At 43.5% G+C, this 19,673-nt stretch carries 13 protein-coding genes and 3 pseudogenes; 9 read left to right on the top strand and 7 right to left on the bottom strand.

Features of this window, described 5'->3' with window-relative positions:
• The 9 genes and pseudogenes from L650_RS0110380 to L650_RS24555 all read left to right on the top strand — a co-directional run.
• The coding region (locus L650_RS0110380) for a TIM-barrel domain-containing protein (RefSeq protein WP_029773062.1) at positions 1–556 on the top strand (556 nt) is incomplete at its 5' end.
• Positions 557–657: 101 nt separating this feature from the next.
• Positions 658–2,399: pseudogene (locus tag L650_RS24770) on the top strand (solute:sodium symporter family transporter).
• Between the two features lie 212 nt (positions 2,400–2,611).
• On the top strand, positions 2,612–5,038 hold the full coding sequence (locus L650_RS0110390) for a TonB-dependent receptor (protein ID WP_029773063.1): 2,427 nt from the start codon (positions 2,612–2,614) through the stop codon (positions 5,036–5,038).
• Between the two features lie 211 nt (positions 5,039–5,249).
• Positions 5,250–6,833 (top strand): alkaline phosphatase, encoded by a 1,584-nt coding sequence (locus L650_RS0110395; protein WP_029773064.1) that lies wholly within the window; start codon positions 5,250–5,252, stop codon positions 6,831–6,833.
• 11 nt (positions 6,834–6,844) lie between these two features.
• A pseudogene (locus tag L650_RS0110400) lies at positions 6,845–8,634 on the top strand (alkaline phosphatase).
• Positions 8,635–8,796: 162 nt separating this feature from the next.
• Positions 8,797–9,510 carry a hypothetical protein gene (locus L650_RS0110405; RefSeq protein ID WP_029773065.1) on the top strand — a complete coding sequence of 238 codons (714 nt, stop codon included), beginning with the start codon at positions 8,797–8,799 and terminating at the stop codon, positions 9,508–9,510.
• Between the two features lie 277 nt (positions 9,511–9,787).
• Complete coding sequence (locus tag L650_RS0110410; RefSeq protein ID WP_029773066.1) at positions 9,788–10,297, top strand: mannitol operon repressor; 510 nt, start codon at positions 9,788–9,790, stop codon at positions 10,295–10,297.
• 9 nt (positions 10,298–10,306) lie between these two features.
• Positions 10,307–10,771, top strand: a complete 465-nt coding sequence (locus L650_RS24550; RefSeq protein WP_029773067.1) for a hypothetical protein — start codon at positions 10,307–10,309, stop codon at positions 10,769–10,771.
• 119 nt (positions 10,772–10,890) lie between these two features.
• Positions 10,891–11,052: an HNH endonuclease gene (locus tag L650_RS24555; protein ID WP_262974676.1), complete on the top strand. Its 162-nt coding sequence runs from the start codon at positions 10,891–10,893 to the stop codon at positions 11,050–11,052.
• Between the two features lie 93 nt (positions 11,053–11,145).
• Here the strand turns inward: L650_RS24555 and L650_RS0110420 are convergent, their stop codons facing one another.
• The 7 genes and pseudogenes from L650_RS0110420 to L650_RS0110450 all read right to left on the bottom strand — a co-directional run bounded on the left by L650_RS0110420 (position 11,146) and on the right by L650_RS0110450 (position 19,556).
• Positions 11,146–13,005: a monovalent cation:proton antiporter-2 (CPA2) family protein gene (locus tag L650_RS0110420; protein WP_029773068.1), complete on the bottom strand. Its 1,860-nt coding sequence runs from the start codon at positions 13,003–13,005 to the stop codon at positions 11,146–11,148.
• 95 nt (positions 13,006–13,100) lie between these two features.
• Positions 13,101–13,994, bottom strand: coding sequence for a DUF4097 family beta strand repeat-containing protein (locus L650_RS0110425; protein ID WP_029773069.1), 894 nt, complete (start codon positions 13,992–13,994; stop codon positions 13,101–13,103).
• Positions 13,995–14,200: 206 nt separating this feature from the next.
• Positions 14,201–16,733, bottom strand: a pseudogene (locus tag L650_RS0110430) (TonB-dependent receptor plug domain-containing protein).
• A 280-nt stretch (positions 16,734–17,013) separates the two neighbouring features.
• Positions 17,014–17,859 (bottom strand): DUF4198 domain-containing protein, encoded by an 846-nt coding sequence (locus L650_RS0110435; protein WP_024033999.1) that lies wholly within the window; start codon positions 17,857–17,859, stop codon positions 17,014–17,016.
• A gap of 34 nt (positions 17,860–17,893) precedes the next feature.
• The gene (locus L650_RS0110440; protein WP_004586015.1) at positions 17,894–18,403 is read right to left on the bottom strand and encodes a DUF2271 domain-containing protein; all 510 of its coding nucleotides are present in this window, start codon (positions 18,401–18,403) and stop codon (positions 17,894–17,896) included.
• Complete coding sequence (locus tag L650_RS0110445) at positions 18,403–19,035, bottom strand: PepSY-associated TM helix domain-containing protein (RefSeq protein ID WP_029773070.1); 633 nt, start codon at positions 19,033–19,035, stop codon at positions 18,403–18,405. Before L650_RS0110445 ends, L650_RS0110440 begins: the two co-directional genes overlap by 1 nt.
• Positions 19,036–19,157: 122 nt before the next feature.
• Positions 19,158–19,556, bottom strand: a complete 399-nt coding sequence (locus L650_RS0110450; protein ID WP_024033997.1) for a YbaN family protein — start codon at positions 19,554–19,556, stop codon at positions 19,158–19,160.
• Between the last annotated feature and the right edge of the window lie 117 nt (positions 19,557–19,673).

Raw genomic sequence — 19,673 nt, forward strand, 5'->3', positions numbered from 1 at the left:
ATTTTTTGCAACCGATATTGGCGGATTTTACAAAGACACCCGCGATGCAGAGCTTTATGTACGTTGGGCGCAGGCATCGGTATTTAGTGCGCACATGCGTTTACATGGCATTGGCCCACGCGAACCGTGGTCATACACCGAGCAAGCAAGTGACGCAGTATTTGCAGCGCTTAAATTACGCTATCAGTTAATTCCGTACTTACAAGAATGTGCAGAGCAAGCGCAGCAAACAGGGCTGCCTATTCAGCGTGCTATGGCATTGGCGTTTCCTGATGACGTACTGGCACATAGTTTTGATCAGCAATTTATGTGCGGCGAAAAACTCCTTGTTGTGCCATGTGTTGTACCAAACGGTAAAGTTAAATTTTATTTACCACAAGGCGAGTGGGTGCGATTCCCTGATGGGCAGGCGTACCAAGGCGGCAAGTATTACGAAGAAACACTTGAGCTTACACAAATGGCCGTATTTGTTCGTAAAGGCGATACGCTCAAGCTAGGTCCAGAGGTTCAACACACAGATCAAGACATGAGCCAGCTAACAGCATGGCCAAAATAAAACTCGGTTAATAGCAAACACACACAACACACGTAACACACACAATAATAAAGATATTAGCTTACTTTTTACCGAGTAAAGTAAGCTAAAAGGGGCGCAAGATGGAAGGTATGAACATTACCATGACACTGCTATCGTGCTTGGCGTTTATGGCGCTGGTAGGATATATCTCGTACCAAAAAACCAAAGGGGAAGTTAACACCCAAGACGGCTACTTTTTAGCGGGGCGTGGTTTAACAGGTACATTTATAGCGGGGTCGATGATCCTCACTAACTTATCGGCCGAGCAACTTATTGGCCTTAATGGCTCAGCGTATGGTTACAACCTAAGCTCAATGGCGTGGGAAGTAACAGCTGGGATATCAACCATTATAATGGCGCTGATCTTTTTACCGCGGTATTTAGCCGGCGCGTTTTCTACCTTGCCTGAATTTTTACGGGATCGTTTTGACGATACCGTACGCCGCATGACGGTGATCTTATTTATGGTAGGGTATTGTTTTATAACGATCCCTTCTGTTTTGTATTCAGGATCAATTGCCGTTCTTAGGCTGTTTGATGTGCCCACCTTATTAAACTTAAGCTATCAGGCAAGCTTAATTGTCACCATTATTATTGTGGGCTCCGTGGGCGCTATTTACGCGGTATTCGGCGGTTTAAAGGCAGTTGCAGNGTATCCGATACGATTAACGGTGTTGGGTTATTAATTATTGGTATTTTAGTGCCTACCCTTGGCCTAATTGCCCTTGGCGATGGCAATTTTGCCGATGGACTAAGCACACTGGTAAACACTGATACCGAAAAGCTTAACGCCATTGGTAGCAGTGACGATCCCGTGCCATTTGGCACCATTTTTACCGGTATGATCCTCGCAAATTTATTTTATTGGGGCACCAATCAGTACGTGATCCAGCGTACACTGGGCGCTAAAAACTTAGTAGAAGGCCAAAAGGGTGTGTTGTTTTCAGGGTACTTTAAAGTGCTAGTACCCTTTATGATGATGATCCCAGGCGTAATTGCGTATCACCTTTATAAGCACGAAAGCTTACAAACCATAGATTTAGCTTACCCACATTTAGTTAAAGATGTACTGCCTCAGTACTTATCTGGGTTCTTTTTAGCGGTGTTATTAGGTGCGGTATTTAGCTCGTTTAATTCGCTGTTAAATAGTGCCGCCACGTTGTTTTGTTTAGATGTATACAAACCCATGAAAAAAGACAAAGTAAGCGACGAAAAGCTGATTAAAGTGGCCAAAATTACCAGTATTGTAATTGCTGTTTTATCGTTTATTACCGCGCCATTACTGATGTTTGCGCCAGAAGGTTTATGGCACATAATTCGTGTATTTACCGGATTTTACAACATTCCGGTCATCACAATTGTGCTCGTGGGGTTATTTACTCGCAAAGTGCCTGCACTGGGCGCTAAAGTGGCTATTGTTTTTCATGTTATTGCCTACACTTTGCTTAAATTTGTATTGGATGTAGATATTAACTTTATCCATATTTACGCCATATTATTCTTTATTGAGCTGGCCATTATGTTAGGTATTGGTTACTACAAACCTCTTGCCACACCATGGAACTTTACCCGCAAAGCCGAGGTAAACCTAAGCCCGTGGAAATACGCACTGCCTTGCGCGATTGTATTAGTGAGCTTAATTATAAGCTTGTACATACTATTTTCTCCGCTTGGATTGGTGGGTGGCACCAGCGTGTACTTTGTACCAAGCTTAATTGCTGTTTGGACTAGCGCCTTTGTGCTTAGCTGGTGGAGCGTACGCCGATGGCATAAGCGTTACCAAAGCAGCTTGGCGCATATCGGCGTTGCTAAGGTCGCATAACGCGCCGTTATATTCTTTATACAAATTTTAAATCACATTTTATTCACATAATGTTTGCAATAGAACATAAGTTTGTTTAAGTTTATATCTCTTATATAAGACATAAGAGATATAAGGAAAATAACTACAACACTCTGGCACCGCTTTTTAGCAACCCACACACTTGCTAGCGCGGTAATTTAACAGCACACACGCACAATTTGGAGAATGACATGAGAGCTAAAAAGTCCGTCTTAAGCTTGGCAGTCACGTTAGCAATGACAACGGGTTTAGCACTAAGCACGCAAGCACATGCGCAGCAAGAGCAAACTGAACAACAAGCAGAGCAAAACAATAACGACCAGTTTGAAAAAATTGTTGTTACCTCACAAAAACGAACGCAAAGCCTAAATGAAGTACCGCTTGCGGTGTCTGTGCTTAATAGCGATCAGATTGATTCGGCGTTTGCTAATAACATGGAAGGCCTGCAGTCACTTGTACCTTCGGTGAGTTTTAGAAAAGGCACCACAACCCGTAACTCAGCGCTAACAGTGCGTGGTATTGGTACTATTTCGTTTAGTATTGCTGCTGAGCCAAGTGTGGCAACTGTGGTTGATGGCGTGGTGCTAGGTCGCTCTGGTCAAGCCTTTGCCGATTTATACGATGTATCTCGCATTGAAGTACTGCGCGGCCCACAAGGTACTTTATTTGGTAAAAATGCCTCGGCGGGTGTGGTAAACATTACAACCAAAGATCCTTCGTACGATACTACCGGCAGCGTAGAAACTTCATTTTATCAAGATAACGAATACCGCTTTAAAGGTGTGGTAAGTGGCGGTTTAACCGATGATTTAGCAGCAAGCCTAACCGTATTTAAAGGTAAGTTTGATGGCTACATTGATAACGTTTACAACAACGAAAAAGTAAACGGTTACGACCGTGAAGGCGCACGTGCTGTATTTAAATACGAGCCAAGTGATGATTTAAACGTAAAATTTATTGCCGAATTTTATAACGCCGACGACGACTGTTGTGCCGATTTAGAAGCCCTACCAAGTGGCCGTAACCCAGATTCGCAAGCTGCGCCTAACAGCAACGGCATTGTTGATGGTGTTGCCGATATAGACCTAGACCAGCGCAAAGTGGATCACGACTATGAGTCGCGCACAATTGACGAACACAGCGCGTTTTCGGTACAGGTTGATAAAACCATTGGCGACTACACGTATACGTCAATTACAGCGCAGCGCTCGTGGGATAACACCGAATACCGCGAAGGCGACTTTACCTCAATTGCCGGCGACAGTAACGAGCCCGTATTTGGCGCGCCCTTTCAATTACACGACTTAGGTGCACAGCAGTGGGATCAGTTTTCGCAAGAATTTAGAGTGACCTCTAACCTAGCAGGCCCGTTTAACTATGTGGCTGGTTTATTTTACTGGAACATGGACTCGCAACGTAACTTTACCCGTGACGCGAGTTGTCAAAATAACGCAGGCCAGCTAGACGCTGCCATGGCGTATTACGCACAAAATAATTTAACCGGTGCAGAACTTGATACTGCATTGGCCGATTTAGACACTTACACGCAAAGCCTAGGTGTAAGCTGTAATGCTAACGATATTGTATCGGCAACCGCGTACATGAGCACCGAGTTTAACAATTGGGCAGCCTTTGCCGATGGTACTTACGATTTATCTGAAGATTTACGCGTACTGTTTGGTATTCGCTACACCGACGATGAAGTGTCGTACACACACCGCCGCGTAAGCAATGACGAATTTGGTCGCACCGGTGTAGGTGTACGCTCAGCTGCACTAAATACTGATGAATCAGGCAGTGCAGAAGAAACCAATGTGTCAGGTCGTTTAGGTATGCAATACGACCTAGGCGATGGCCAAATGGTTTACGGTACTTACTCGCAAGGCTACAAAGGCCCTGGTTTTAACGTGTACTATAACTTTAACCCTGATAACGATAGCCGCGAAATATCGCCAGAAGAGTCAGACGCGTACGAGCTTGGCTATAAATACGCAAGCCGCGACTTTGTATTTAACTTTGCTGTATTTAGAACCGAAATTGAAGGCTTTCAAGCCAATAACTTTGACTGTTCAGACGGCACTTGTATTACCCGTTTAACCAATGCCGGTGATGTAAGTACACAAGGTGCTGAGGTTGACTTTATGTGGGCAGCTACCGACTCACTTACTTTAACTGGTGGTATTGCGTACATTCAGGCCGAAATTGACGAGTTTAATTGTCCGGCAGAAGTAGAAGCAGGCTCATGTACTGACCGCTCTGGCTTAGATGTCCCGTTTTCGCCAGATTTAAAATACTCACTAAGTGCTGATTACTTTATTGAAACAGAGCACGACTTTAATATTCACATTAACGGCTCTTACATTTACACCGACGAGCAATACTCAGACCTACCAAATAATGTAGGCGAGTTTAACCCCGCGGCGTTACTACCTGATTACGGTATTTTAAATGCCAGTGTAGGTTTGTCGTTTAAAGATGATGCATTTAGAGTATCGCTTATTGCTAAAAACTTAACCGACGAAAGTTACGCAACAACCTACAGTGGCGACAACTTCCGTTATCAAATCCCACGTGATGCCGAGCGCTACTTTGGCGTATCGTTTAAGGCGCGTTTTTAATGTTATAAATTTATCCCTGTGTAAATTGTGCTAAGCGCAGCGTTTTTAAACGCTGCGCTTTTTTGTGTCTTATTTTTGTAATGCTTTAGTCATGTTTTTTTCATTAAAAGTACGCTTAGAGGTCACATCCATTTTCTATATTGCTGCGGTTACTAATTTGAAGCATACGCTTCAAGCAAAAATAACCACTACACTATGGGAATAATAAAGGATGAAAATTAAAAAAATTGCTGCGGCAGTTGGCTTAACGCTTATGTTAAGCACAGCAAGCCATGCCAATGTATTACCGCAAAGCCAAACAGACAATGACTGGTATACAAATGCCCAAACCACACTCGCCACAAAAACTGCGCTTGCACAAAGCCAGCAAACAACAAAAGCTAAAAACGTTATTTTGTTTGTAGGCGACGGCATGGGTGTATCTACCCTTACCGCGGCACGTATTTTACAAGGCCAGCGCGCGGGTGAGTTAGGTGAAGAAGGTTATTTAAGCTTTGAAGAGTTTCCGTACTCGGCGCAAGTAAAAACGTATAACGTAGATGCGCAAACCCCCGATTCTGCAGGCACCATGACCGCGATGATCTCAGGGGTTAAAACCGATGTAGGCGTTATTGGTGTAGACGAAGACATAGAGCGCGGTGTGTGTTCAACTGTATCGGGTAATGAGCTTTTAACCGCAACAGAGCTTGCTGAAATTAAAGGCCTAGCAACCGGTGTTATTTCAACAGCGCGTATTACCCATGCAACGCCAGCGGCAACCTATGCTAAATCGGCAGACCGTAACTGGGAAGATATCTCAGATATGCCAGAAACCGAAACTGCATGTGAAGACATTGCCTCGCAATTAGTTAATTTTGAAAAAAACCTAGAAGCACGTTTTGTAGGTACCGACGTAGACGGTCTTGATTTTGTAATGGGTGGCGGACGTCGTCACTTTTTACCAAAAGATGAAGCAGCTAATTCAGCAGATGCACTTAGCGCTGTAGAAGGCGATCGTACTGATGAGCGTAACCTAGTTACTGAGTGGCAAACACAATACCCACAAGGTACTTATGTTATGGACCAAGCAGGCTTTGATGCCATTGCTGATGATGCCACTAAAGTGTTTGGCTTATTTAACGAATCGCACATGCAATACGAAGCAGACCGCGCAAACGATATTGCCGGCGAGCCATCGCTTAGCGAAATGACTAGCAAAGCAATTGATGTATTAGGTAAAAACGAAAACGGCTTTTTCTTAACCGTTGAGTCGGGCCGTATTGACCACGCACACCACGCGGGTAATGCCTACAACGCACTTAACGGCACCATTGAATTTGCTAAAGCCGTGCAAGCTGCGGTAGATAATACCAACCCAGAAGAAACCCTTATTTTAGTAACCGCCGATCACAGTCACGTATTCACTATTGCTGGCTACCCTAAACGCGGTAACCCAATTTTAGGCCAAGTAGTTGCCGTAGGCGAAACCACACCAAGCCTTGCTGCCGACGATATGCCATACACCACAGTAGGCTATGCAAATGGTTTAGGGTTTAGAAACTTAGTTGATGAAACAGATGCCGATGCAGCATATACAGCTGGCCCAGTTGCTGGACGTGTAGAGCTTAGTGGTGTTGATACTACCAATGTTGGCTTTCACCAAGAAACCACTGTCCCTCTTGGCTCAGAAACCCATGCCGGTGAAGATATTTCGCTGCATGCAAAAGGCCCAGGCGCACAGCTAGCTCAAGGCGTAATTGAGCAAAACGTAGTATTTCATTTAATTAATCAAGCTCTTGAACTAACTCAGCAATAATGGCGGCTAACATGAACAAATTAACAGTACTTTCTTTAGCAGTAATGGTCGCGCTAGCAGGTTGTAGTGACGACGACAAAGACGAAAATAATATTCTCGCGGTAGATAACACCATTGCAGTAGGCTCTGAGCAATGTGTTAATGGCGGCGTAGAAACCCAAACTGGCGTAGATACAAACGGCAACGGCGTGCTAGATAGCGACGAAGTTACCTCTTCTAACTTAGTGTGTAATGCACCTGCTACGTCACTTACCAGCGAACAACTTGCCACCTTAACGACTAACGCATGGTATGGCGATGCACAAACAAAGCTTGCGGCAACACAGCAAGCTAATAGCGAAGTGGTTACTGAATCTGGCAAAGCGAAAAACGTTATATTATTTGTTGGCGACGGCATGGGTATTTCTACCGTAACAGCTGCACGTATTTTAGCAGGCCAGCTTGAAGGCGGTTTAGGTGAAGACTACCAGTTAAGCTTTGAAAAAATGCCGTACTCAGGTTTTGTTAAAACTTACAACGTAGATGCACAAACGCCGGATTCTGCAGGCACAATGACGGCAATGGTATCAGGTGTTAAAACCGATGTGGGCGTAATTGGCGTAGATGAAGACATTGAGCGCGGCGACTGTGCCACGGTAACAGGCAACGAACTAGTTACCTCGTTAGAGCTTGCTGAAATAGCGGGTAAAGCAACCGGCCTTATTTCAACCGCACGTATTACCCATGCAACACCTGCAGCAACGTATGCTAAATCGGCTGACCGTAACTGGGAAGATAACTCAGATATGCCAGAGGGCACTGAAGCCTGTGAAGATATTGCATCGCAACTAGTAAACTTTGAAGCCAACCTAGAGTCGCGTTATGCGGGTATTGATGTAGATGGCATTGATGTTGTAATGGGTGGCGGACGTCGCCACTTTTTACCAAAAGATGAAGCAGCAAACTCAGCCGATGCAGTAAGCGCAGTAGAAGGCGACCGTACTGATGGCCGCAACCTAGTAACCGAGTGGCAAACAACTTACCCAAGCGGCACTTACGTTATGGACCAAACTGGTTTTGATGCAATTAGCGACGATGCCACTAAAGTATTTGGTTTATTTAACGAATCACACATGCAATACGAAGCTGACCGTGCAAACGATGTAGCGGGCGAGCCTTCGCTTAGCGAAATGACCGAAAAAGCAATTAACGTACTAGATAACAACGACAATGGCTTTTTCTTATCGGTAGAAGCAGGTCGTATAGACCACGCGCACCATGCGGGTAATGCCTACAATGCCCTAAACGACACAGTAGAGTTTGCAAAAGCTGTGCAAGTGGCAATGGAAAACACTAACCCAGAAGAAACGCTAATAGTAGTAACTGCCGATCACAGCCACGTATTTACTATTGCAGGCTACCCTAAACGTGGTAACCCAATATTAGGTAAAGTTGTTGCCGTAGGCGAAACCGAGCCANAAGCCTAGCTGCCGACGATATGCCATACACCACAGTTGGCTACACCAACGGTGGCGGCTTTAGAGATTTAGGCGATGAAACCGATGCCGATGCAGGTTATGCATTTGCACCTGTTACAGGACGTGTAGATTTAACCGATGTTGATACAACTTCAGCGGGCTTTCACCAAGAGGCGCTTGTACCACTTGGCTCAGAAACTCACGCAGGTGAAGATGTTGGCGTATATGCAATGGGCCCAGGCGCTCACTTAGTTACAGGCACTAACGAGCAAAGCTTTTTATTCCATGTAATGGACTTTGCAGCAGACTTAGTAACTACCGCTGATGAAAAAGTAACGCCATAAGTAATTTAATACGTACGCTCAGCACATAAAGTACGTATTAAAAATGGGGTATTTAAAAACAACTCGTACGCTGTGCGAGTTGTTTTTTTATGTCATAAAAATGCCACTGTAAATGGGTATGGTAATGCCTATTACAGTGACGTTTAAATAAGAGATAATTTAATGAAACTAGCATTATTTTTAATGGCAACACTTGCCAGTACCAGCACCCTAGCGCAGCAATGTAAAATTGATAGCGTGCATTTAAAAGCCGACTATAAAATTACCAATACTCATAAAAACGAGCAAAGCACGCAATCACTTACGCTTTGGCGAAACAACTCACAAGTTGCGCATCAGCGTGAGGTAATTACTGAGCTTTGGCAGCACTTAGCTAACAAGCAAATTCGCCCAATTCGTTATTTTAATGCTCAGCAACGCGGTATTGAATATCAGCCATCTGAGGTACGCGGTGTACAAAGTTGGAGCGCTAAAAATCAGCTGGTGGATACGCATTTAATCGAAAAAATGACCCTAGTTAACACCCAAGGCAACGGCTGCGATGAAGTAAAAAACTACACACTTTCTGAGGGCGACAACCAATTTAAACTCGCTTTATTTACCAAATCAAACTTGGTTAAAAGCTTTAGCGTAACCAATAAAAAAAGCGATACGCATACTTTGCTAAGCCTTAACGATGTAAACAGCAATAAAGCAGAAATAACCGCACAGTTTGCCAAGTGGGATCGCTTTCAAACCACCGACTACGCCGACATAGGCGATAACGAAAACGACCCGTTTTTAGCAAAAATGATCAACCTAGGCTTTATAGAACACGGCGCAACGGGGTTTTATAATCAGCAAGGTAAAGCGATTCAAGGTGGACACCACCATTAGATTTTAGATTACTTAAATGTAGTAGCTCATAGCTGGAAGAGTGACTGGCTATGAGCTAAATGTAACACTGAAAGAGCTTTCCTAAATTCCTGCCACAGATATAACCTAATCAAATTCCCTTTTTTATTTTTTCAAAATTAACCTAACTACCGAATGTTATTTTTAATTAGTAAAAATTTATACACTTTGTTACTAATATAAGTTCTCACAATAGGAACGCTCCTCGTGTAGATAGTAACATTTCTTTTAGTAAAAAATTAAGACCTGGAGGTTTTTTGTGAGTTTAGAGCCTGAGCATAAAGAGTTTTCAGAGTTTTTCTCTGAGTTTAATAAAGAGAGTGATAGGGGAGCTGCACTAAATGCAGCAGCATTAATCGACGAATGGCTTCAAAATATCTTAACAAGCTTTTTGGTTGAAAATAAATCAGCCAAAAAATTGGTTAATGGTTTTAATGCGCCTTTAGGTGATTTATCTTCTAGAGCAGTTGCCGCACATGCTTTAGGTCTTATTCAAGACAATGAATCTCACGAAATTAACTTAATAAGAAAAATTCGCAATGAATTTGGACATAAATGGAAAGATATTAGTTTTGAAAATCATAAAGTGGCGAGCTTAACACGGGAGTTGCCATGGGGTGGTCCTTCAGAATTAGAAGAGGGCTCAACAAATCGTCAGCGCTTTAACTTTGCGACTTCTATTTTGTTAATGGATTTAATCTGGCGAGCAAGGCTCGCAACACAAGAGAAAAGGGTGTCGAAGATGTGGCCAAATAAATCGCGTAAATAGGATGTAAAGATGAATAAAAACAATGCTATATCACTTATCAATAGAGAAAATAAGAGAGTCCCTCTTACTGCGAAAAATACTCACTGGGCGAATCTATCTGTCTACGGGGGACAGAATGGGTGGTGGTTAAACGTACCTTTTAATAAGTTTAAAGAAAACCTGTTCTTTGTTCTAAATAATGTACACTCTGGACAAATGCTTTTGATTGATATCCCTTCAAACTCTATTACTAACCCTAAATCTCAATTTAGAAATAAAATAAATACTGCAGATATTTTTATTTCTGCACAAAGCGCCCAAAATCTAAGTGACGCTGATCAATTAATAGATATACAGTCGAATGGGGCAGGGTATGATTTTTCCACATTCTATGTGGAAGTGCTTGAACATTTCAGTGATATAGGACACTTAGATAACCTTTACCCCGAAGAGGTTTCAAATGAACTTAAAGAAGGCAGCAAAAAACTATTATAGTTAATTCCTATGAGAGAAACTTAAAAGCAAGAAGCGAGTGTATTAAAGAGTACGGAGTAAGTTGTACTGTATGTGGGTTTAACTTTGAGGAAACCTACGGTAAAAGAGGTAAAGGATTTATTCATGTCCATCATATAGTCCCGATTTCAGATATAGGTGATGAATATCAAGTTGATCCAATAAGGGACTTGCGACCAGTATGTCCTAATTGTCATGCCATGCTACATAGGAAAGGAAATATAAGTATTAAGGAGCTACTAAGCGAAATAATATCTAACTAATAACTCCCATAGAAAAGTGATAGTGGTACTAGTGTTTTTAGTTATAAACAAACATTTACCACCTATTAAAAGTATCACCCCACCCGCCCGACACTACTCCAAATGAGAATCATCAGGCTTTTTAGGTCTATCAGCTAGCTCTGTTAGGCCGTCTTCACAGTCGCCGCTGTCGCAGGTATTTAAATCACTTTGTGCCTGCTTATCTTGTTGCAGTACTTGTTTTAAATCTTCCATACGTTGGCGCACGGCTACACCGTAGCTGGCGTCGTCGCCCCACAGTTCGGCAAGTTGCAGTACGGCAGCGCGGTCGTGGTCTCTAAATAGTTTTCCGGCGCGCTGGGCATCTTCTTTATTGTTACCTAATAGCTCTAATGCATCTACCGCTAGGTTAATGGCGGAGTCGACCGTTTCGCGGTTAAAGGCATCTACTTTTAAATTAAGTAATTGATAGGCGTGGCGGCGGTCGATAGCGCGGGCAACAATTTTAAGCTGCGGGTAGTTTTTATGTGCAAGCTTAATAATCTCGAGGGTTTTGTCTGCATCGTCTATTGCTACAATTAGCATTTGTGCGGTGTGCGCGCCTGCGGCTTCTAGCAGCTCTTGGCGGGCAGCATCACCATAAAATACGGTATTGCCAAAGCGGCGTAGGAGTTCTATTTGGCTAGGGCTGTGATCAAGTACAGTAATGTCGTAGCCTTGGGCGTGTAATAAGCGCCCCATAATTTGCCCAAAGCGCCCGTAGCCTGCAATTATAACGTGTTTAGCGCTGCTAATTTGCTCGGGCTTGTCAAACTCGGGCGCGCTGTTACTGGTGCGTTTTTGTAGCTGCTCGTAAGCCATTAATAACAGTGGCGCAACCAACATTGAAACAGCCACCACTAACGTCACGAGGCTTGTTTGCTCTGGCGTTAATATGCTTAATGTAGTGGTTACACTTAAAAGTACAAAGGCAAATTCGCCGCCTTGTGCCAGCGCTAAGGCAAATAGTAAACGCTGCTTTTTACTAATATTAAAGGTGATAGCAAGGGCAAATAAAATACAGGCTTTTACTACAATAAGCAGCGCAACGAGTGCAATAACGGTTGTAAATTCATCCGCTAATAATTCAAAGTTGATTGATGCGCCAACAGTGATAAAAAACAGCCCTAACAGTAGGCCTTTAAAGGGTTCTATATCGGCTTCTAGCTCGTGTCTAAACTCGCTTTCGGCAAGGACTACACCGGCTAAAAATGTACCGAGTGCTGGAGATAAACCAATACTTTGCATCACAAGGGCAATAGCCACCACTAAAAACAGCGCAAAAATAGTAAATATTTCACGCATGTGGGTTTGTGCTATGTATCTAAATAACGGCGCCGACACATATTTTCCGCCGGCAATAATAGCGGCGATAACCGCTNAGCTTGCAATAATGGAGTCGCTAATGTCTTTGGAGCTACTTTGCGGCGCAAAAGCCAGTAGTGGTAGGAGCGCTAAAATAGGAATAATGGCGATGTCTTGAAACAGCAAAACCGAGAATGCATTTTGCCCGGCTTCTTGCTTTAGCCAGCCTTTTTCTTCAAGGCTTTGCAGTACAATAGCGGTTGATGACAGCGCCAGCATTAAGCCAATGGCGAGGGCGGTTTGCCAATGCATGGTAAAAACCCAATAACAAAACGCAAAAATAGCCGCGGCGGTAAGTACGACCTGTAAGCCGCCAAGCCCTAATATTGAATGGCGAAGCTTCCATAAACGGGCTGGTTGTAGCTCAAGGCCAACCAAAAACAGCATCATCACTACGCCAAACTCGGCAAAGTGCATTACATCTGTTTGATCGCCCACAATACCCAGGGCGTAAGGGCCAATTAGTATGCCCGCAATTAAATAACCAAGTACCGAGCCAAGTCCCACTCGCTTGGCGATAGGTACAGCCACTATGGCCGCCGCTAAGTAAATTAAAGCTATTTCTAACACGCGTATATCCTAATAGTATCAAGGCTTTTAGCATGGCTTAGTGGCTTTAAAAATACAATGGGTCATGTGGCTGAAAATGGATCATTTAGTCATAATTAATCGGCTACTTTTACAGGGCCGTTAATGTTATCAATGCTTACATCGCCTGAGCCCGACTCGGTAATGGTAAGCCCCATAGCGTGGTTTACACGAATATTGCCCGAACCATCTTCAATGGTTACGCTTGCTTGCACGTGCTCAATGACTAAATCGCCAGAGTTATCGTCTACATCAACCGCACCATTAATATTATTAATGGCCATGCTGCCTGAGCCGTCTTCAACAGTTAAGGTGCCGCGCACATTGCTAATGCGCATATCACCCGAGCCATCATCAACTACGGCGTTGCCGCTAACATTATTAATATTTACGCTGCCAGAGCCGTCGGTAAGCGCTAAGTTACCGGTGATGTTTTCAAGGGTTATATCGCCTGAGCCATCTTCAATAGTAAGGTTTTTAGCGCTGTTGATAGATAAGCTACCTGAGCCGTCTTCTATATCTATATTATTTTGCATGGCGCTTATTGCAATGCCGCCAGAGCCATCATCAATATCGAGCATTAAATTACTTGGCACGGTAACCACTAAATCAATGTGTGGCGATTGGCCGCTGTAAAAACGCATACCGCTGGCAGTATTATTGTTAGCAACTAAGGTAGCTTGTTTGCCATTTTGCTCAAGGGTGAGTGTGTATTCGTCTTCAATGTCGGCGGTAAAAATTGTGGCATCTACACTTATGCTGGTGGCATTGGGCGAGCCTTTTATTTCAAGAGAGCCTGCACCGCTTAATACGTTTAAGTATTCTAGGTTATTACTTGGCAGTGATAACTGCTGAGTTTGTTTTACTGAGGCAACGCTTGGCGATATATGAAACACACAGCCGCTTAATAATAAAATGCCGCCAATAAGTGAAAGTGGTTTTGTAATGTTAGATACAGTTGATGAGCTCATGTTTAGTCCTTTGTGTTTGTTATTTATGCATGTTTTGTATAAGGATAGTAGAGCAAAAACGAGACCAATTGTAAGCCATTGATTTTATTGGGGTGAGATGTGTTTATGAAAAGTGGATTTACTAATAAGTGGTTAAATACACTAAGAAGTAATTAAAAAAGGATGCACATGGCATCCTTTTTAAGTGTTTGCTTTTAGGTTATTTATTAAAAGCTGTAAGTAATATTACCGTATAGGAAACGCCCATCTAATCCGTACGGTGCATATGGCGTGTACGGAAATATTTGGCCAAAGTCAGAGTAACCAATGTTATCTACCGTTGCTTGTGGGTACTGATCGAACAAGTTGTTTGCACCTACTGCAAATTTCCAGTATTCGTCTGGACGGTAGGCTACTTCTAGGTCGGTGATCCATTTAGGGTCTATGTACTCATCGCGATCGGCGGTAGTTGAAATATCGGCCACTTCACCGTAGCGCGTTGCACGAAGGGTGGTTTGCCATTCGTTAAAGTTCCATACTGCTGATAGGTTCCATTTGCTATCTGGCGTGCCTTCTTCAAAGCGGCCTACTTCGCGGCGTGCAAATACAACGTAGTCATCGCCGAGTGAATTTAGCTCGCTTGGGTTGTCGTCTACGTGCGTTACTTCGGTATCGTTAAAGTTAGCCGCTACGTTTAAGCGTAAGTCACCTAAATCGCTTAAATCTAAGTTGTAGGTAGCAACAATATCAACACCTTGCGTGCGCGAGTCGATAGCGTTAGTAAAGTAACGTACGCTTTCTGTGTTTAGCTCGCCGGCATTTTGCAGTATTTCTACTACAGCATCGCCCTCTAGGTTTTCAGACAATACAATACGGTCATCAATATCAATGCGGTAGGCATCTACAGTTAGGCTAAAGCTGCCTTGCGTGTACATAAATCCTGCTGTTACGTTTACTGACTCTTCGGCATCTAATTGTTCAGCACCTAGCGCTTGCGCTGNCTGCCGCTGAATCGGTAGGGAATAAACCTACTTCAAACGGTTGGTTGTTCTCAAGTACGGTAGAGATTTGGCGGTACGAGCTTTGCGCAAGTGATGGTGCACGGAAACCTGTGCTAATTGCACCGCGTAGTGATAGGTTTTCGTTAATGCTGTAACGCGACGCAAGCTTTGATGTAAACGTATCGCCAAAGTCGGTGTAATCTTCGTAGCGACCCGCTAAAACAAGGTTCCAGTCTTCTGTTAGGTAAGTATCAAACTCAACAAATACCGCTACGTTATGGCGGCTTTCATCGGTTACGCTTTCTGGGCCAAAACCAGCTAATACTTGTGCGCCACCGGCAGCAATTGGATTGCCATCGCTATCTAAAGCGGTAATGTAAGAGGCTTCTTCGCCTTGCTCAATTTTGTAGCTTTCGTGGCGGTACTCTGCACCTACAGTAAAAAATACGTCATCTGGCAAGCCAAAATCTAGCACTGTATTTGCCGTAGCGTTCACTAAAAACTGATCGTAAACCAATGCACCGTTGTCAAATTCGGTTGGGCTGTCGGCACCAAGTGATGTATTTATACTATTTACAACCCCAAAGCCAAAGTCGTTACGGCCGTAGTTGGTACTTACATCCCATGTCCACTCGCCAGTTTCGCCTTGCAGGCCTAGGGCAAATGAGTAATCTTGTACGTCGGTTTCAATTTGCGGTAAAAAGCCGTCTGGGTACACTTCTAACACGTTGCGGCTGTCTTTTGCACGGCGGTAAAAACCACCTGAGTTACCTTCGCGTTTTGAGTAGCTACCAAACGAGTACAGGTTATAGCCGTTATCAAAGTCGTAACCCATGTTGTAAAACAGTGCGTAGTCTTCAAGCTCTGCTTTACCAAAACGGTGGTTGTAACGGTCGATAGTAAATTCGCGTGGGTCTAGGCTGCCATCTTCTAAGCGGTCGTATTGCTCGCGCGGGTCAAAGCCTGAGCGCTGCGTAGAGTCGTTATCACGATACTCAATTGATACGTTCACAAAGCCGTTATCTAAAAGCTCAAAACCAGAGTTTGCGCTGATTGTGCGACTTGCGCCGTCGTTTACTTCGCGGTCGGCGCCGGTATTAAAGGCAAGGTTGCCATCGGCATCTGCGTAGGTGCTCTCTAGCTGAGGTACGCCAGCCATTTGGGTGTCGTACTCGCCGTAGGTTACGCTTACGCTGCCGCCTTCTGAGGCATCTTTAAGTACAATGTTAATTACACCGGCAATGGCGTCTGAGCCGTACTGCGCTGCTGCGCCATCACGTAGTACTTCTACGCGTTTAATGGCTGATGTTGGGATCATGTTTAAGTCAACAGCGGTAGAACCACGGCCAACAACACCCGCTAAGTTTAATAGCGCGCCAGCGTGGCGGCGTTTGCCATTAATAAGCACTAGGGTGTGATCGGGTGCTAAACCACGTAATACAGCCGGTTTTGCGTGGTCTGTACCATCACCCATGGTGGCGCTTGGGTAGTTAAAGCTAGGTACTTGGTTGGCCAGTATTTGGCTAATTTCTAGTTGACCCGTGCTTTGCATATCACCACTGGTAATAATATCTACAGGTACGGTACTTTCGGCAATACTGCGCAGGCTTCTGCGGGTACCGGTAACCGAAATCACTTCAATACTTTCTTGTGCTTGAGTGTCTTGTTCTGCAGCAAATGCAGGAGAATAAGACGCGCCAAGCGCAGAGGTAACGGCCAGGCTAAGTGCTACTTTTTTGGCTGATAATTGCTTTAACATGATGTTGATTCCCTTAAGGGCTGCTGACTATTGATTTTTCAAAGGAGCGCATAATATAGAAGGCACTACCTGTGTGCAAAGATAAAAACTGTCTAAGTTATTCTAAGTTGTTAACAACTAAAATGACAGTTTACGCCCGCTATAGACGTTTAGATCGCTCGAGTTGCAATCTTGTGTCGAATGGTTGCGAATTCAAGGGGAGTGTGAGTAAAAGTTATTAAAAAGTAAAAAGGCCACGCGAGTGCTTGGCCTTTATTTATTTTATAAATTACGCAAAAAATTATTCAGGTGCTACTTCTAACGTCGTGAATAGAGCATAACGACCGGCATCTACGCCTTCTTCGTTTACTTTAACTTTGTTAGAGGTTTCGATTAGGTATAGGCCTGGCTCTTTCCAGGTTGTGCTAAACATGCCGTTTTTATCGGTTGTTACTTTTATTTCCCCACGTTCGTTACGGTAGCGTGTATCGCCTTTTAAAATGCTTACTTCAATGCCTTCGCCCGCTGGCTTGCCATCTTGTAGTAACTGAAAACGCGCTTGCTCGCCAACAAATAAATCGTTTGGATGCGTTGGGCCGCTAAGCTCAAGGCCTAAACCAAGTTGTGCAGGCTTAGAAGTACCGTTACGGCTTACAAATGTATCTACTGTAGATATAACTTTAGTTGTGGTTACATCTTTTGCATTGCTTGGTAATTTAGCTTCTGACTTTTTACCAAATACGCGCTTGCGCTTACCTTCTTCGTTTTTGTAGAAGGTCATGTACATCGGCTTTTGCGTCATGGCAATGTGGTAAGTGCCTTCTTCTTTTAGGCTTACCGCCGCTGAGCTTTTACGCTTTAGGTAATAAGCACGAATGGTCTCAGATACTTCTTCGCCGTTTGGTGCAAGGGCCATAAGTAGAGTGTCGTCGTACTCTGCGCCTTTTTCTTTTGGTTTAAAGGCTTTGTCGGGTGCAAATATTTCGTTAGAAATACTCGCGTCAATCATTACGTAGTGCGCTTTGTCGCCAGATAATGACGTGTGCGAAGGTAATAACCAGCGCCCATGTGCACTTGCCGATGTAGATACCAGCGCCGATAAGCTAAGTGCGCCAATTAAAGCCGTTTTTAATAAATTAATTTTCATTGTATTTCCTTAAATTCAAATGATTAAGTAGCAGCTACTTAGTGCTTACGGTTACAAAACTTGTCGAAAATTCTTTTTTACCTTCAATGGTCACTTTGCCAGCTTGCGATAAATCAAGCTCTACGCGGCTGTAATCACGGCCGCCTTCTTCGCGCACAACCTCAATGTTTAAAAGGTATTTGCCAGGCTTTACGGCATTGCCGTCTAAATCTTTACCTTGCCAATCAATGGTGTAAGTACCTGCACGCTTAGTTGCACCGCTTATGCCGTCAAAGTTAATGTCGGTTTTACCTGCTTTACGCCACCATTGGCGCAAATCTTTAAACCACTCTGCTTTTTGAACCCATAGCGCAAGCGTCGTTACGTGTTTACGCTTTGGCGTTTCTAGCCAAACAGCTACGTATGGGCGGTGGTAAGGTTGTACATCGAGATCGGGTAGGGTTAATTCAATCTCTAGCTGTGGCGTTTGTGCCTGCGCAGTTGTTTGAAATAATGCGGCAACCATTAATAGTGCTGCACTTAGTACCGTACTTACTTTTAACATTAAGACACTCCTTTAATTTGTGGCACCCAACATAAATAAATAACCAAAGGCGTTGCTATGCCTAAAACGGTTATCCATATTCCTGCTAAGCGTTTTTTTCTGTTTTGAAATAAAATAATCATCCCGGTGATTGAAAAAATAATCATCAATACCGCTGAAATATCAATAACCCAGCTCCACACGGCGCCACTGTGGCGGCCTTTGTGTAAATCGCCAATCAGGCTTAAAAAGCCACCGGTTTGGTAATCTAGGTTTAGCTCACCGGTTGTAAAATCAAGCTCTGCGTAAGCAAAGCCTGCCGGTAGTGGGTAGTCGAGCATAACCAGCGCGTCTTCTTTTTCCCACTCAATGCTTTTAACTTTAGTGAGCGCGTATTGCTCGGCAAAAAACGCTTCTATGTCTGGGTAGAGGGTGGGCAATGTATCTAGTTGAGTATTTGCTTTAGCCATTAACGCTTGAGGAATAGCGGTACTTACTTGGCCGTTGTTTTTGTCGTTTTTAAGCCAATCAACATGGTTAAGTACAATGCCGCTAACGCAAAATAAAATAAGCAAAAAAAACAAAGCTGTAGAAATATAAATATGGAGCGCACGGCTTGTGCTGTACAAAGCCCGCTTATTAATAAACGCCATAGAAACAGTAATTAAATTAAATTTAGAACATGATAATCATTTGCATTAACCATTACAAATTTACTTACTTAACTTTACATTAAATTTTTGCCTAAACGGTGTGTGCATGCAAAAAAGGGCGGTTATTTAGCACTTGGTGGGTGCGAGGGCCTTAAAATTAGGTAAATCATAACGGCTATTTCAATTACGCCAACAAGGTAAATAACCCAAACAGGGGCGTTTGAGTAAAGCAAAAATACAAAACCAATTAGCATACCAATCGCGGCGTAGCATTTTGCTTTTACAGGCACTACTTTATGCGCTTGCCATTGTTGTAAGGTAACGCCGTAGCGAGGGTGGTTAAGTAGCCAGTGTTCAAGCGCTGGTGATGAGCGAGTAAAGCAGGTAAGCGCAAGAATAAAAAAAATGGTGGTAGGCATAACCGGCAGCACAATACCAATAATGCCAAGAGCCACTAACAATAACCCAAGTGCTTTAAGCCATAAGTTTTTATAACAAATAAATACTGCTTTTATATTCACTTAGGCTCTTTTAAGTAATGGCTGTTAGTTAGGATTGTAGGCCAAATAGTTATAAAATCGAACCCTATAAACGCAAAAAAGGGCAAACTAAGTTTGCCCTTTTAAAATACTAAATAT

The sequence above is a fragment of the Pseudoalteromonas sp. TB51 genome, from assembly GCF_000498055.1.
Lineage (GTDB): Bacteria > Pseudomonadota > Gammaproteobacteria > Enterobacterales > Alteromonadaceae > Pseudoalteromonas > Pseudoalteromonas atlantica.

Bases quoted from the DNA above. Each gene is read 5' to 3' on its own strand.
- L650_RS0110390 (WP_029773063.1), top strand. From the start codon at position 2,612: ATGAGAGCTAAAAAGTCCGTCTTAAGCTTGGCAGTCACGTTAGCAATG.
- L650_RS0110395 (WP_029773064.1), top strand. From the start codon at position 5,250: ATGAAAATTAAAAAAATTGCTGCGGCAGTTGGCTTAACGCTTATGTTA.
- L650_RS0110405 (WP_029773065.1), top strand. From the start codon at position 8,797: ATGAAACTAGCATTATTTTTAATGGCAACACTTGCCAGTACCAGCACC.
- L650_RS24550 (WP_029773067.1), top strand. From the start codon at position 10,307: ATGAATAAAAACAATGCTATATCACTTATCAATAGAGAAAATAAGAGA.
- L650_RS0110425 (WP_029773069.1), bottom strand. From the start codon at position 13,994: ATGAGCTCATCAACTGTATCTAACATTACAAAACCACTTTCACTTATT.
- L650_RS0110435 (WP_024033999.1), bottom strand. From the start codon at position 17,859: ATGAAAATTAATTTATTAAAAACGGCTTTAATTGGCGCACTTAGCTTA.
- L650_RS0110440 (WP_004586015.1), bottom strand. From the start codon at position 18,403: ATGTTAAAAGTAAGTACGGTACTAAGTGCAGCACTATTAATGGTTGCC.
- L650_RS0110445 (WP_029773070.1), bottom strand. From the start codon at position 19,035: ATGGCGTTTATTAATAAGCGGGCTTTGTACAGCACAAGCCGTGCGCTC.